13 protein-coding genes are annotated in these 13,223 nt (G+C 62.5%); 9 read left to right on the forward strand and 4 right to left on the reverse strand.

What is annotated here, in order from left to right; genetic code table 11:
• Nucleotides 1-375 precede the first annotated feature (375 nt).
• Genes K3557_RS04290 through K3557_RS04305 form a run of 4 tightly spaced genes read left to right on the forward strand, consistent with a single transcriptional unit; the run spans nt 376 to nt 3,017 of the window.
• Entirely contained in the window at nt 376-876 is a 501-nt protein-coding gene (locus K3557_RS04290; RefSeq protein WP_129370222.1) for a YbjN domain-containing protein, read from the forward strand.
• 39 nt (nt 877-915) lie between these two features.
• Nucleotides 916-1,731, forward strand: coding sequence for a pyrroline-5-carboxylate reductase (gene proC / locus K3557_RS04295; protein ID WP_259997892.1), 816 nt, complete (start codon nt 916-918; stop codon nt 1,729-1,731).
• Nucleotides 1,724-2,062 (forward strand): tRNA-binding protein, encoded by a 339-nt coding sequence (locus tag K3557_RS04300; protein WP_259997894.1) that lies wholly within the window; start codon nt 1,724-1,726, stop codon nt 2,060-2,062. The genes proC and K3557_RS04300 overlap by 8 nt, the downstream gene beginning before the upstream one ends.
• Nucleotide 2,063: 1 nt before the next feature.
• Nucleotides 2,064-3,017: a D-glycerate dehydrogenase gene (locus tag K3557_RS04305; protein ID WP_259997895.1), complete on the forward strand. Its 954-nt coding sequence runs from the start codon at nt 2,064-2,066 to the stop codon at nt 3,015-3,017.
• A 28-nt stretch (nt 3,018-3,045) separates the two neighbouring features.
• On the opposite strand, the gene K3557_RS04310 is transcribed toward K3557_RS04305, so the two are convergent.
• Nucleotides 3,046-3,303 carry a hypothetical protein gene (locus tag K3557_RS04310; RefSeq protein ID WP_237456217.1) on the reverse strand — a complete coding sequence of 86 codons (258 nt, stop codon included), beginning with the start codon at nt 3,301-3,303 and terminating at the stop codon, nt 3,046-3,048.
• Nucleotides 3,304-3,383: 80 nt separating this feature from the next.
• Nucleotides 3,384-3,986: a thymidine kinase gene (locus K3557_RS04315; protein WP_259990942.1), complete on the reverse strand. Its 603-nt coding sequence runs from the start codon at nt 3,984-3,986 to the stop codon at nt 3,384-3,386.
• A gap of 373 nt (nt 3,987-4,359) precedes the next feature.
• Between K3557_RS04315 and K3557_RS04320 the strand changes: the two genes are divergently transcribed.
• The 3 genes from K3557_RS04320 (at nt 4,360) to K3557_RS04330 (ending at nt 6,904) form a co-directional block, all read left to right on the forward strand.
• Nucleotides 4,360-4,824 carry a hypothetical protein gene (locus tag K3557_RS04320; protein ID WP_129370227.1) on the forward strand — a complete coding sequence of 155 codons (465 nt, stop codon included), beginning with the start codon at nt 4,360-4,362 and terminating at the stop codon, nt 4,822-4,824.
• Nucleotides 4,817-5,545: an arsenical resistance protein ArsH gene (arsH, locus tag K3557_RS04325; RefSeq protein ID WP_311198491.1), complete on the forward strand. Its 729-nt coding sequence runs from the start codon at nt 4,817-4,819 to the stop codon at nt 5,543-5,545. The genes K3557_RS04320 and arsH overlap by 8 nt, the downstream gene beginning before the upstream one ends.
• Nucleotides 5,546-6,193: 648 nt before the next feature.
• Nucleotides 6,194-6,904 (forward strand): serine protease, encoded by a 711-nt coding sequence (locus K3557_RS04330; protein WP_259997896.1) that lies wholly within the window; start codon nt 6,194-6,196, stop codon nt 6,902-6,904.
• 113 nt (nt 6,905-7,017) lie between these two features.
• On the opposite strand, the gene K3557_RS04335 is transcribed toward K3557_RS04330, so the two are convergent.
• Both K3557_RS04335 and carB read right to left on the reverse strand, forming a co-directional pair.
• Complete coding sequence (locus tag K3557_RS04335; RefSeq protein ID WP_259997897.1) at nt 7,018-7,593, reverse strand: cytochrome P460 family protein; 576 nt, start codon at nt 7,591-7,593, stop codon at nt 7,018-7,020.
• A gap of 180 nt (nt 7,594-7,773) precedes the next feature.
• Nucleotides 7,774-11,121: a carbamoyl-phosphate synthase large subunit gene (carB, locus tag K3557_RS04340; protein ID WP_259997898.1), complete on the reverse strand. Its 3,348-nt coding sequence runs from the start codon at nt 11,119-11,121 to the stop codon at nt 7,774-7,776.
• Between the two features lie 199 nt (nt 11,122-11,320).
• Between carB and K3557_RS04345 the strand changes: the two genes are divergently transcribed.
• Nucleotides 11,321-12,526 carry an aminodeoxychorismate synthase component I gene (locus K3557_RS04345; RefSeq protein ID WP_259997900.1) on the forward strand — a complete coding sequence of 402 codons (1,206 nt, stop codon included), beginning with the start codon at nt 11,321-11,323 and terminating at the stop codon, nt 12,524-12,526.
• Nucleotides 12,469-13,122, forward strand: coding sequence for an aminotransferase class IV family protein (locus tag K3557_RS04350; protein WP_259997901.1), 654 nt, complete (start codon nt 12,469-12,471; stop codon nt 13,120-13,122). Before K3557_RS04345 ends, K3557_RS04350 begins: the two co-directional genes overlap by 58 nt.
• Nucleotides 13,123-13,223: the final 101 nt, after the last annotated feature.

Here is a 13,223-nt window from a genome sequence, read left to right on the forward strand (position 1 = left end):
CGGGGTGCATTGGAAGACACGTAGATGATAAAATGCGCATTGTAAATGCTTAATTAAAGCTTTGGGCTGGAAGCGTCGGTATGACCCGCGCATTGGTGTCAGGATGACAACCGGTGACTGACCCAGCCGGAGACAGTGCAGGAAGCGGTTTCAATGCCGGGCTGCAAATGCTACGCAGGGCCGGCATCTAGGGGGCTGTGGATAGTTCATCCACAAGTTATTGCAGATATCCCCAAAATAAAGGTTGCCAGATCATCAATTCAGCCCCACCATATCTTGTATGGGAGCGGGGATGCGTCCCCGGCCCGTAGCAAAGTACGCTAGCTATAGGGAGACTCTGCGCCCGGTAAGCTAGGCAAAGAGAGAGGTGGCAAAATGGCACTATCCGAGCTTCACTTGGAAGAAGACATCCACCCCATCGACATCGTCGAGCATTTGGCGTCGCACCATGATTGGGACTTTGACCGGGTTGGCGATGACCAGATTGCCATGTCGGTCGAAGGGCAGTGGCGCACCTATTCGCTGACGCTGGCCTGGTCGGGCTATGAGGAATGCCTGCGGCTGGTCTGCAGCTTTGAAATGGAACCGCCGGAGGCTGAGCTGCCGCGGCTGTATGAGCTGATCAACAGCATGAACGATCAGTGCTGGGAAGGCTCCTTTACCTATTGGGCGGATCACAAGCTGATGCTGTTCCGCTATGGGCTGATGCTGTCCGGCGGCCAGATGGCCAGCCCGCAGCAGATTGATGCGATGCTGAAAGCTGCGGTAGCCAATGCCGAGCGCTATTACCCGGCGATCCAGCTGGCGGTCTGGGGAAAGCGCAGCACCCAGGACGCGATGCAGGTCGCCATTGCAGAGGCATACGGGCGGGCGTAAACCTTGCCCTGAACCTGGGATTTAGGGGAGGGGCTTAAGATGGATATGCAAGAGATTGCCGCGCGCGGGCTGGTGCTGCTGGGCTGCGGCAAGATGGGATCGGCGATGCTGGCCGGATGGCTGGAGGGCGGATTGCCCGCGGCGTCGGTCTGGGTGATTGACCCGCATCCTTCTGACTGGCTGCAGGGCACCGGCGTTCAGATCAACGCAGAACTGCCCGCGGCGCCGGGAATCGTGCTGATTGCCGTCAAGCCGCAGATGATGGGCGCGGCGCTTCCCACGCTGCAAAGCTACGGCAACGGCGCCACCCTGTTCATTTCCGTGGCCGCCGGCACTTCGATCGCAACCTTTGAGGATGTTCTGGGCGCGCAATCGCCGATCGTGCGGGCGATGCCGAATACACCGGCAGCAGTCGGGCGCGGTATCACTGCGATTATTGGCAATACCCATACCAGCGATGAGGATCTGGACCGTGCCGAGGGGCTGCTGCAAGCCGTCGGGCAGGTTGTGCGGTTGGACAACGAGGGCCAGATGGATGCCGTCACCGGCGTCAGCGGCTCGGGCCCCGCCTATGTGTTCCACCTGATCGAGACCCTGGCCGCCGCGGGCGAGGCGCAGGGGCTGCCGGCGGAACTGGCGATGCAGCTGGCCAAGGCGACTGTTGCGGGCGCCGGTGCGCTGGCGGAGGCGGCAGGGGAAAGCCCCGGCCAACTGCGCATCAATGTGACCAGCCCGAACGGCACCACCCAGGCAGCTTTGGAGGTTCTGATGGATGATGATGATGGCTTCCCGGCGCTGCTGAACCGGGCTGTGGCTGCGGCCACGGAACGTTCAAAGGAGTTGTCGCGTGGCTGAGATCACTTTTGACGAGTTCCTGAAGGTCGACGTCCGCGCCGGTGAAATCATCCGTGCAGAGCCGTTTCCCGAGGCGCGCAAGCCGGCAATCAAGCTTTGGGTCGATTTCGGGCCGGAAATCGGCGTAAAAAAGAGCTCAGCGCAGATTACGGCGCATTACATGCCGGAAACGCTGGTGGGCAAGCAGGTTCTGGCCGTCGTAAACTTCCCGCCGCGGCAGATCGGCACGTTCATGTCAGAGATCCTTGTTCTGGGCCTGCCGGATGAAAACGGAGAGATATTCCTGGCCGGGCCTGATGGAAAGGTCCCGCTGGGCGGGAGGATGCACTGAAATGAAAATCTGGATTGCGCGGCCGATGACGGCAGCGGTCACGGCACGGGCGCGGGAGGCGTTTGGTGATCTGGAAATCCGTGAGACCAACGCGGTGATGAATGAGGCGGAGATGCTGCGCGCGCTCCAGGAGTTCGACATCGTCGTGCCGACGCTGGGCGACAAGTTCACGGCTGAGATCTTTGCCAAGGCGGGCACGCCTCGCTGCAAGCTCTTGGCCAATTTCGGTGTTGGCTACAACCATATCGACGTGGCGGCCGCGCGCGCCGCGGGTGTCGAGGTGACCAACACGCCGGGGGCAGTGACTGATGCCACCGCCGATATTGCGATGACGCTGATCCTGATGTCGGCGCGCCGTGCCTCGGAAGGCGAGCGGATGCTGCGAAGCGGCGATTGGGCAGGCTGGCACCCGACCCAGATGCTGGGGCTGCATGCCACCGGCAAGCGGGTTGGCATCGCGGGCATGGGCCGCATCGGCCAGGCGATTGCGCGGCGCTGCCATTTCGGCTTTGGCATGGATGTATCTTATGTGGCGCGTTCAGCGAAGGATCTGGACTTTCCGGCGGACCGGGCCGGCAGCTTGATTGATCTGGCGGGGCAGGTGGATTTTCTGGTGGTGGCGGTGCCGGGCGGCGCCGAGACCACGCATCTGATCAACGCCGAGGTTCTGGGTGCGATGCAATCCCATGCGCATCTGATCAACATCGCCCGCGGCGAGGTGGTCGAGGAGGCGGCGCTGATCAACGCGCTGCAGAACCGCCAAATCGGCGGTGCCGGGCTGGATGTATATGAGTTCGAACCCAAAGTGCCGCAGGCGCTGATCGATCTGGATAACGCCACTCTGCTGCCGCATCTGGGCACCGCCACCGAGGAAGTGCGCAGCGATATGGGCCATATGGCGCTGGACAATGTCGCAGCCTATCTGAGTGGCGCGGCGCTGCCCAACCGGGTCTGAAACATGTCATCCTGAGCCGTGCCCCGGCTCAGGCGTCTTTGGGCTTGTCCCGGCGGTGGTCCCAGGCGGGATCGTCGCGCTTGATCCTGCGGGTGGCATAGGTGCCTGCCGGCCAGGCCAGGATTGCACCAATGGCGGCGCAGACCAGAATGGCCCTGACTGAGTAGTACCCGAGCACAAATGCGGTGATGACGGCTGCTCCGGCGATGCAGGCGCCAATCATGATGGACAGGTGAAAGCGCAGCTTGCCGGCCAGCGGGTCGCCCAGAGGGGCGTGGTTTGTCATGACGGCCTCCTTTGGAAGTGGTCCAAAGGAGTATAGCACAAATCGCGGTGGATTGTTTCAGCCGGATTGTTCGGGACGGCTTACTCTGCCGTCTTACCGCTGCGCAGATCGCCTGCCGCCTCGCGCCAGTGGCGGCGGCACAGCGACACATAGGTCTCATTGCCGCCGATCTGCACCTGGTCGCCCTCGGTCAGCACCCGGCCCTGATTGTCCTGGCGGACCACCATGGTGGCTTTCTTGCCACAGTGGCAGATGGTGCGCACCTCGCGCATTTCATCCGCCAGCGCCAGCAGGGTGGCGGAGCCGGGGAACAGCTTGCCCTGGAAATCCACCCTTAGGCCGTAGGCCAGCACCGGCACCCGCAGGTCATCGACAACGCGGGCCAGCTGCCAGACCTGATCGGGCGTCAGGAACTGCGCTTCATCGACAAAGATCGCCGCCACCGGGCCGCGCGCCAGACGCTGTTCAATGCGGCCATAAAGGTCGTCGCCCGCGGCAAACATATCCGCCGCTTCGCCGATGCCGATGCGCGAGGCGATTCTGCCGGTCCCTGCGCGGTCATCCAGCCGGGCGGTCAGCAGGTAGGTATCCATATGGTTTTCGCGGTAGTTATGCGACGCCTGCAACAGCACCGTCGATTTTCCCGCGTTCATGGTGGAGTAATTGAAATAGAGCTTGGCCATGGGGCCGGGGTTTATCCGTCCCGGCCTGCGGGGAAAACCGGATTCGTGTTGGTTTTTCGGGGGGGAGGCAAAGCCGTGCCAGGAAGGCTCACCGGGGCGGGTATGGCCAGGGAGGAACAAATCCCTAAAACGGCCACGCCGAATGCCCCGGAGAGCCCAAGTGCCGGGCAGACCAATTACCCAAACCGCCGAACGTCACTCACCCCGTTCCGCATTGCACTGGACAACAGATGCCAATTGCATCATTCCACTCGCTAAATCCCTGAAAACCTGAGGGATGGATAAGGTATCGCAATTCCTCTACAAGTCAGAAATGGGAAATTAACCGGTTCGTTCCCCCATGGGGGCGACGGTCAAGCCAGGTAGGATATAAATGGCTGAAATCGGGTCGTATCTGAAGAAACACACCGAAGCGCTGGTCAAGGATGTCGGCATCGAAGCCGCCTGCCAGATCACGGGGAAGTCCAAGGCAACACTGGGGCGCTATTACTCGGACAATGCCGAGCACACGGACCGGTTCATGCCGGTGGATGCAGTGGCCAAGCTGGAAAGTGCTGCGTCCTATCCGCATGTGACCTCGGCGCTGGCGGAGCTGAAGAACATCACCCTGTCTTACAACGGCAACGGCTCTGCCGAGGAGACCGGGCGCAGCGGCGGTGTGAATGCGGATGTGATTGCGCTGAGCCAGCGGTTTGCCCAGCTGATGAGCGAATACCAGGAAGCGATGGAAGATGGCATTATCACCGTGAACGAGGCCAAGCGGCTGCTCAGGGAAACGGTGCTGTTGCAGCAGGTTCTGCTGGATATGAAGCTGCACCTGGAGGAAGACAGTGCCTGAGACCGGTGACGGGGGCAGCCTGCCTGCCATTGTAGAAGCTGAGTTGCATCCGATTGATGTGGACGCGCTGGCGGCACCTGGCGATCCGCGCCACGCGCCGCGCATTCTGCTGCTGTACGGCTCCCTGCGCGAGGTGAGCTATTCCCGCAAGGCGGCTGAGGAGGCGGCGCAGGTGCTGCGCGCCCTGGGCTGCGAGACGCGGATCTTTGATCCCTCCGGCTTACCGTTGCCTGATGATACAGGTGCGGCGGAGCACCCCAAGGTGGCAGAGCTGCGCGAGCTGGCGGTCTGGTCCGAGGGCATGGTCTGGTCCAGCCCGGAGCGCCATGGCGCGATGACCGGCATCATGAAGCTGCAGATCGACTGGCTGCCGCTGTCGCTGCAGGGCGGCATCCGCACCACGCAAGGCAAGACGCTGGCGGTAATGCAGGTCTCGGGCGGCTCGCAAAGCTTTAACGCAGTCAACCAGATGCGGATTCTGGGCCGCTGGATGCGGATGGTGACGATTCCGAACCAAAGCTCGATTCCCAGGGCCTGGCTGGAATTCGGGGAGGGCGGGCGCCTGCCCGAAGGCCCGTTCTACCGCCGTCTGGTGGATGTGATGGAAGAGCTGGTGAAATTCACCTGGCTGGTGCGGGGCCGCAAGGCATATCTGACCGACCGCTATTCGGAGCGGCTGGAGAGCGCCGAAGAAGTGCATCAGCGGGTCTCGCAGAAGTAGCCTTGGCGGGGCGGCGCCCCTTGCACACAGCAGAAAACACAATCCCAAGCCCCGGCACTTCCGCCGGGGCTTTTTGTTTCAGATCAGCGGTATCACCGGCACGTCGCAAGCAGCCTGGGTCAGAAGGGCGGTCAGAAACAGCGTCAGGCGCATTCAACGGCTCCAGTGTCGGCAATCGGGCCGGGCCACCCTGCAGCGGCAAATCTGCCGCTGCAAGTCTTAATGGCTACAGGCAATGCGGACATTGGGAAACGAACTTCCCGCAATGGGTGTGGCGCGCAGTTAAGCAATTGGGCGGCCTTCAACCCGGTGTTTAGGCGTTTGTTAAGGCTCATTTCCGCCGTAATTGCGCCGTGAAGTTACCGCCAAAGCTGGGTTTTGCGCGAAAACAGGGGGAATCCCGAATTTTTCTCCTAACGAAACCCGGCGGATTTTCCCTTGTTTTTAAGGGATTTTTTCGAAAATCGCAGGGGTCCGTTAAGAAAATAAGGGGTTTGAGTGCCTCGGCCCAGGCAGAACTGCCTCGCGTTAAGGTTTTGTTAATTCTGTCTCATTCTGCCCATGTTTCTGCCTGCGCGGCACCGCAGCAAGCCGCATTCCAGCCTCAGGGCTCACCGACCATAGCAGTGTGGGAACATGGAGTGGGTTATGAGACGATTACTGGCAATTGCAGCTTCCGTATTCATCGGCATAAGCGCCGGACCCGGTTCAGCCGGGCAGCCTGCGCCTGCGCAGTCGGTGCAAGGATGGGAGGCGGTAGGACGCCTGAACATAGGCGGCAGGGCCATGTGCACAGCCAGTCTGATCGCACCGGATCTGGTGCTGACGGCGGCCCATTGCATGTATGACATCCGCAATGGCCGGGCCGTGAACCCGCGGAGTATCAAATTTGAAGCAGGGCTGAACGGCCGCCGCGCCAAGGCGTCGCGCCAAGTGGTCAAGGCTGTTGTCCATCCGGGCTACCGGCATGGCCGGACCGGACAGTTTCAGACCGGAACAGACATTGCTGTGCTGCGCCTGGACAGCCCGATCAGTGCAAATGTGATCCGCCCGCTGGTGCTGGCCGCGGCGCCGGAGCGCGGCATGCGGGTGGATGTGATGTCTTACTCGCACCGCAATGCGACCTCGCCCCGGCTGCAAAGCGCCTGCCAGGTGATTGCGGCGCGGCAAAGCTCGCTGATCACCACCTGCCGGGTCGATTTCGGGGCGTCCGGTTCACCCGTGCTGCAAAAGCGTCCGGGCAGGGCGCCGCAGCTGGTCTCGGTGATCTCTTCCAAGGCCCGGATGGGGGGCAGAGGGGTTTCGCTGGCCGCACCGCTGGGGGATGCGCTGCAGGCGCTGATGCGGCAGGCGGGGTGACCGCAGCCGCCGCTGCGGCCCTATAGCCTGCTGCTGAATAAGAGCGGCAGGACGCGAAGCAGCCCCGTTTGGTTCCCCGGGGCTGTTTCCTTTTGCAGCACGCCGTCCTGCGGTTACTGGCCGCTGAGGCGGACCTCTTCCAACGGATAGGCCAGACTGTCTTGGTCCTCCCAATTCATGTGGCAGCCTGCGCAAAAGCTTTGTTTGATCTTCATTTCCTTGCCGCTTGGCAGAAGGGCTGCATAGAGCCAGTCACCGGCCTCGGGCGCGCCGCCATCGGCCAGCTTGGTCATAATGAACAGCGGACCGGGAACGGCGTTGCCCTTCTTGACCTTGAAACTTTCCTTGGCCAGAACCGACCCCGCGGGCATCACAAAGCCTTCTTCTGCGAACTTCAGGTATTGTTCAGCGGCAATGTCGTTTGCAAAGGTCTGCAGGAACCGCTCGCCATGCGGGCCGGCAAGGGCCGGCCGGGTTGATGTCACCTGCCAGGAGCGGAAGTCAGCGCCGACCGGATCGCCGTTGCTGGCATATCCTTCGGCCATTTTGGCCTCGATGCATTCGTAGACCTTAACAACGGCCTCTGCTGCCAGTTCAGAGGGATCGCCATCCACAGGGCAGTCCTGGGCAATTGCGCCGGCCGGTACAAGCGCCAAAAGTCCTGCGGCAATCTTTGTCGGTAGTTTCATGGCCTTTCTCCCTGAGTTGCAAAGCTGCGGGTCGTGTTGTGGCGTTCACGGTCGCACATTTCCGGAATTTGCCGGGTCACAACTCTACACGGCTGTGTGAAAGCACAGCACGCAAAGGAAAAGCCCCGGGCGTTGCCGGGGCTTTAAAACATAGCGTTGAAACGTCCGGGCAGAGGGCGCTTAGCCCTGCAGCGACTTCACTTCGACGTCCCCTTCGGCCTGGGCTTTGATTGCCCGTGCAGCGGCATTGGCGCCGGCTGCGGTGGTGAAGTAGGGGATCTTGTCATAAAGCGCGACAGAGCGCATTTCCTTGCTGTCTTCAACGGCTTGCGCGCCCTCAGTCGTGTTCATCAGCAGCTGGACGCCGCCGTCCTTGAGCATGTCCACAACGTGGGGGCGGCCTTCATAGACCTTGTTCACCAGCTCGCACGCCACGCCTTGGGCCTCCAGCCAGGTCTGGGTGCCGCGGGTGGCGACCAGGGTAAAGCCCTGCTCTACCAGGATCTGCGCCGCTTCCAGCATCAGCCGGCCCTTGTCGGCATCCTTGATCGAGACGAAAGCGCGACCCTGGGACGGCAGCACCATGCCGGCCCCCATCTGCGCCTTGAGGAAGGCGCGGGCAAAGGAACGGTCCCAGCCCATGACTTCACCGGTGGAACGCATTTCCGGGCCAAGGATGGTATCGACGCCGGGGAAGCGGGCAAAGGGCAGCACCGCTTCCTTGACCGAGAACCAGGGCATATCCGGGTCGGCCAGGGTCATCGGGTCGGCCATCGGCGTGTTCACGTCATAGCCCGCGTCCGGCTTATAAGGCGCGCGCATCGGGAAGTTCGACAGCGGCTCGCCGGCCATCACACGGGCCGAGATCGAGGCAATGGCGCTGTCGGTGGCCTTGGCCACAAACGGCACCGTGCGCGACGCGCGCGGGTTCACCTCGATCAGGTAGATTTCCTCTTCGCCGGCGTCATTGGGTTTGATCGCAAACTGGATGTTCATCAGGCCAACCACATTCAGCGCTTTGGCCAATGCGAATGTCTGTTCCTTGATCTGTTCGATCACCGGTTTGTCGAGCGAGTAGGGCGGCAGGCTGCAGGCGCTGTCGCCGGAGTGCACGCCGGCCTCCTCAATGTGCTGCATGATGCCTGCCACATGCACGTCTTTGCCGTCGCAGATCGCGTCCACGTCCAACTCAACCGCGCCGGCCAGGTAGCTGTCGAGCAGCACCGGGCTGTCGCCGGAGACCACCACCGCCTCGGCGATGTAGCGCTTCAGCTGGTCCATGTCGCGGACGATTTCCATCGCCCGGCCACCCAGCACATAAGACGGGCGGATCACCAGCGGGAAACCGATTTTCCCTGCGATTTCCAGCGCTTGCGCGTCGGTGGAGGCGATGCCGTTGTTCGGCTGCTTAAGGCCCAGATTGTTGACCAGCGCCTGGAAGCGTTCGCGGTCTTCGGCCAGGTCGATGGCGTCGGGCGAGGTGCCGAGGATCGGGATGCCTTCCTCTTCCAGCGCGTTTGCCAGCTTCAGCGGTGTCTGGCCGCCGAACTGAACGATGACGCCGTGCAGGGTGCCGTTGTCCTGCTCGACCCGCAGGATTTCCATCACATGTTCAAACGTCAGCGGTTCGAAATACAACCGGTCCGAGGTGTCATAGTCGGTCGACACGGTCTCAGGGTTGCAGTTGATCATGATGGTCTCATAGCCTGCGTCGGTCAGCGCAAAGCAGGCGTGGCAGCAGCAGTAGTCGAACTCGATGCCCTGGCCGATCCGGTTCGGGCCGCCGCCGAGGATGACCACTTTCTTGCGGTCAGAGGGGCGCGCCTCGCATTCCACGTCGCCAAAGGCGGGCGCTTCATAGGTCGAGTACATGTAGGGGGTTTGGGCTTCGAATTCGGCGGCGCAGGTGTCGATCCGCTTGAATACAGCGTTGACGCCGGCGGCGCGGCGGGCCTTGCGGATCTCGGTCTCTTTCCGGCCGGTCAGCTTGGCAAGGCGGGCATCGGTGAAGCCCAGCATCTTGAGCGCGCGCAGGCCTTTTTCGTCGGTGGGCAGGCCGCCGTCGCGGACTTCATCTTCGGCCTCGACGATTTCGCGGATGCGGGCCAGGAACCAGGGGTCGAATTTGGTGACGCCAAAGATTTCATCATCCGTCAGCCCGTGGCGCATCGCCTGGGCGATGGTGCGCATCCGGTCGGGGGTCTGCAGGCTGATCGCCTTGAACACCGCGGCTTTGTCGGGCGCGCCGGGGATCTCCACCTCATCAAAGCCGGTGAGGCCGGATTCCATCGACGCCAGCGCTTTTTGCAATGACTCATGGATGGTGCGGCCGATCGCCATGGCCTCGCCCACCGATTTCATCGCGGTGGTCAGGTAAGGTTCAGAGCCGGGGAATTTCTCAAACGCGAATTTCGGGATTTTTGTCACGACATAGTCGATGCTCGGCTCGAACGATGCCGGCGTCACCTTGGTGATGTCATTGTCCAGCTCGTCCAGGGTGTAACCCACCGCCAGCTTGGCCGCGATCTTGGCAATCGGGAAGCCGGTCGCCTTGGACGCCAGCGCGGACGACCGCGACACCCGCGGGTTCATCTCGATCACCACCATACGGCCGTCGGCGGGGTTCACCGCCCATTGCACGTTGGAGCCGCCGGTTTCCACGCCGATCTCGCGCAACACGTTGATCGAGTGGGTGCGCATGATCTGGTATTCTTTGTCGGTCAGCGTCAGCGCCGGGGCCACGGTGATCGAATCGCCAGTGTGGACGCCCATCGGGTCGATGTTCTCAATCGAGCAGACGATGATCGCATTGTCCGCCTTGTCGCGGACCACTTCCATTTCGAACTCTTTCCAGCCCAGCAGGCTTTCATCGACCAGGATCTGGTTCACCGGGGACGCGTCCATGCCGGTGCGGCAGAAGTGGATGTAATCTTCTCGGTTGTACGCAACGCCGCCGCCGGTGCCGCCCATGGTAAAGGCCGGGCGGATGATCGCGGGCAGGCCGATGTCGTCCAGTGCCTCCAGCGCGATGCGGATACCTTCGTCCAGGTCCGCTTTGCCGTCTTCCAGCTTGGGTGCGGTGACGATTGTGGCGCGCGGGTTCTCAATCCCGAGGCGGTCCATCGCTTCGCGGAACAGCTTGCGGTCTTCAGCCATTTCAATGGCATCGCGGGTGGCGCCGATCATCTCGACGCCGAATTCCTCCAGCACGCCCATTTCTTCCAGCGCCAGCGAAGTGTTGAGTCCAGTCTGCCCGCCCATGGTCGGCAGCAGCGCGTCAGGGCGTTCTTTCTCGATGATCTTGGCGACCACTTCCGGGGTAATCGGTTCGATATAGGTGGCATCGGCCAGGCCCGGATCGGTCATGATGGTGGCGGGGTTGGAGTTCACCAGGATCACCCGGTAACCCTCTTCGCGCAAGGCTTTGCAGGCCTGGGCGCCGGAGTAGTCGAACTCGCAGGCTTGCCCGATGACGATCGGACCGGCTCCGATGATCATGATCGACTGGATGTCGGTTCTTTTGGGCATGGCCATATTCCTTTGATTGACGTGCGGGCAGCTTTGAATCAGGGGCACTGGCGAGTGCCCAAATTGTCCTGCGTTATAGGGACCGCGCTGAAAGGTTCAAGGGGGATCGGAAACGGAATTGGAAATGCCGCATCCACCCCTTTTGTTCGCATAGCGAACGGATATATGTGGAGGCCAAGACCTCGGGGAGTCAATTCCGGTGCGTATTCGCTTTGATCAGGGGCCCAAGGGGGCCGGCACATGTTTCGACCAGCCGCTGCGCGTGATCCGCGCGGACGGGGCCGAAGAGGTGCCTGCTGCGCTGGCGGCGCTGGATGCGGCGCGGGGCGCGGGGCATTGGCTGGCGGGTTATGCCTCTTATGAGCTGGGCTACGCGCTGGAGCCGAAGCTGGCAGGGCGGATGCCAAAGGCGCGGCGGCTGCCGCTGATCTGCTTTGGGGTTTATGACGAACCGCTGCCGCAAGACGCAGAGGGCAGCGCCCGGCCCTGGGAAGGAGCGAAAGCGCCCTCCCGTGGGGAGGGCCGGGCGCTGCCTGGCCTTCAGCCGGACGGCGCAGGTTTGGAAGGCATTACCCCGCGCTGGACCTCTGAGCGCTACACTGAGGCGTTCACTGAGGTGAACCGCAATATCGGCAAGGGCGACATCTATCAGGCCAACCTGACCTTCCCGATTGATGCCGGGGCCTATGGCACCGCAGAAGAACTCTATGCCGCCTTGCAGGCCAAACAGGCGGTGGGCCATGGCGTTCTGGTCGAACAGGACGGCCTGCCGGACCTTCTGTCGCGCTCGCCGGAGCTGTTTTTCCGCACCGATGCGGAGGGCATGATTGAGACCCGCCCGATGAAAGGCACCCAGCCGCGCAGCGATGATCCGGTCGAGGACGCCCGCCGCCGCGATTTCCTGCGCCAGGATGAGAAAAACCGCGCCGAGAACCTGATGATCGTGGATCTGTTGCGCAACGATATCTCCCGCGTGGCGCAGACCGGTTCGGTGCATGTACCAGAGCTGTTTGCCGTCGAAAGCTATGCCACAGTACACCAGATGGTTTCCACGGTGCGGGCAAGGCTGCGGCCTGATGCCGGGCTGGCAGAGGTTTTTGGGGCGCTGTTTCCCTGCGGCTCCATAACCGGCGCGCCCAAGATCCGGTCGATGGAGATCCTGGCGGATCTTGAACCTTGGCCGCGCGACATCTATTGCGGCACCATCGGCTGGGCAGCACCGGACGGGTCGTCGGAATTCAACGTGGCGATCCGCACGCTGATGCTGGAAAAAGGCCGCGCGACGCTTAACGTTGGCGGCGGCGTGGTCTGGGACAGCACCGCCGAGTCCGAATATGAGGAAGCGCTATGGAAAGCCCGGTTCGCCCGCGTGACACCCTCCAGAACGATCCCGCTTTCCGCCTGATCGAGACGCTGGGCTGGCACCCGGGAGAGGGGTTCCGGCATCTGGAGCAGCATCTGGCCCGGATGGCGCGCAGCGCGGCTGAATTTGGTATTCCCTTTGAGCCAGAGCAGGCGCGGCGTGTGCTGGCGGCGGCTGCCGGCGACGTACCGCTGCGCTGCCGTCTTACTTTGGACGCGGGCGGGCAGCTGGAGCTGACGGCGCCGCCGCTGGGCAGCAGCCCTGCGGAATGGCGGTTGGGCATCGCTGAAGTAAGGCTGGATCCGGCGGATGTCTGGCTGCAGCACAAGACCACCCGCCGCGCGCTTTATGACGCCGCACGGACAAAGCTGCCGGACGGCATGGATGAGCTGCTGTTTCTGAACCAGCGCGGGGAGCTGTGCGAGGGCACCATCACCAATTTGTTTGTGACCCGCGCGGACGGGCAGGTGGTGACGCCGCCGCTGTCCTGCGGTCTGCTGCCGGGCATTCTGCGGCAAGTGCTGCTGGAACGGGGCGATTGCTGCGAGGCGGTTCTTGGCTTGCAGGACCTTAAGGCGGCGCAGGCCGTCCGCATGGGCAATTCGCTGCGCGGTTTGATCCCGGCAAAGTTGGTCTGAGGGGGGGCGCTCCCGCAGACAAGAGCCCCCTGCCTGGCGCCAGCGGGCCATTGCCCTTTGGGCCCGGCAGCGCACCTTTGGTGCGCTGCGCGCCGCGCCGC

The organism is Leisingera sp. M523 (assembly GCF_025141335.1).
Lineage (GTDB): Bacteria > Pseudomonadota > Alphaproteobacteria > Rhodobacterales > Rhodobacteraceae > Leisingera.

Coding starts and splice junctions, on each gene's coding strand:
- K3557_RS04290 (WP_129370222.1), top strand. CDS start 376: ATGGCACTATCCGAGCTTCACTTGGAAGAAGACATCCACCCCATCGAC.
- proC (WP_259997892.1), top strand. CDS start 916: ATGGATATGCAAGAGATTGCCGCGCGCGGGCTGGTGCTGCTGGGCTGC.
- K3557_RS04305 (WP_259997895.1), top strand. CDS start 2,064: ATGAAAATCTGGATTGCGCGGCCGATGACGGCAGCGGTCACGGCACGG.
- K3557_RS04310 (WP_237456217.1), bottom strand. CDS start 3,303: ATGACAAACCACGCCCCTCTGGGCGACCCGCTGGCCGGCAAGCTGCGC.
- K3557_RS04315 (WP_259990942.1), bottom strand. CDS start 3,986: ATGGCCAAGCTCTATTTCAATTACTCCACCATGAACGCGGGAAAATCG.
- K3557_RS04320 (WP_129370227.1), top strand. CDS start 4,360: ATGGCTGAAATCGGGTCGTATCTGAAGAAACACACCGAAGCGCTGGTC.
- K3557_RS04330 (WP_259997896.1), top strand. CDS start 6,194: ATGAGACGATTACTGGCAATTGCAGCTTCCGTATTCATCGGCATAAGC.
- K3557_RS04335 (WP_259997897.1), bottom strand. CDS start 7,593: ATGAAACTACCGACAAAGATTGCCGCAGGACTTTTGGCGCTTGTACCG.
- carB (WP_259997898.1), bottom strand. CDS start 11,121: ATGCCCAAAAGAACCGACATCCAGTCGATCATGATCATCGGAGCCGGT.
- K3557_RS04350 (WP_259997901.1), top strand. CDS start 12,469: ATGGAAAGCCCGGTTCGCCCGCGTGACACCCTCCAGAACGATCCCGCT.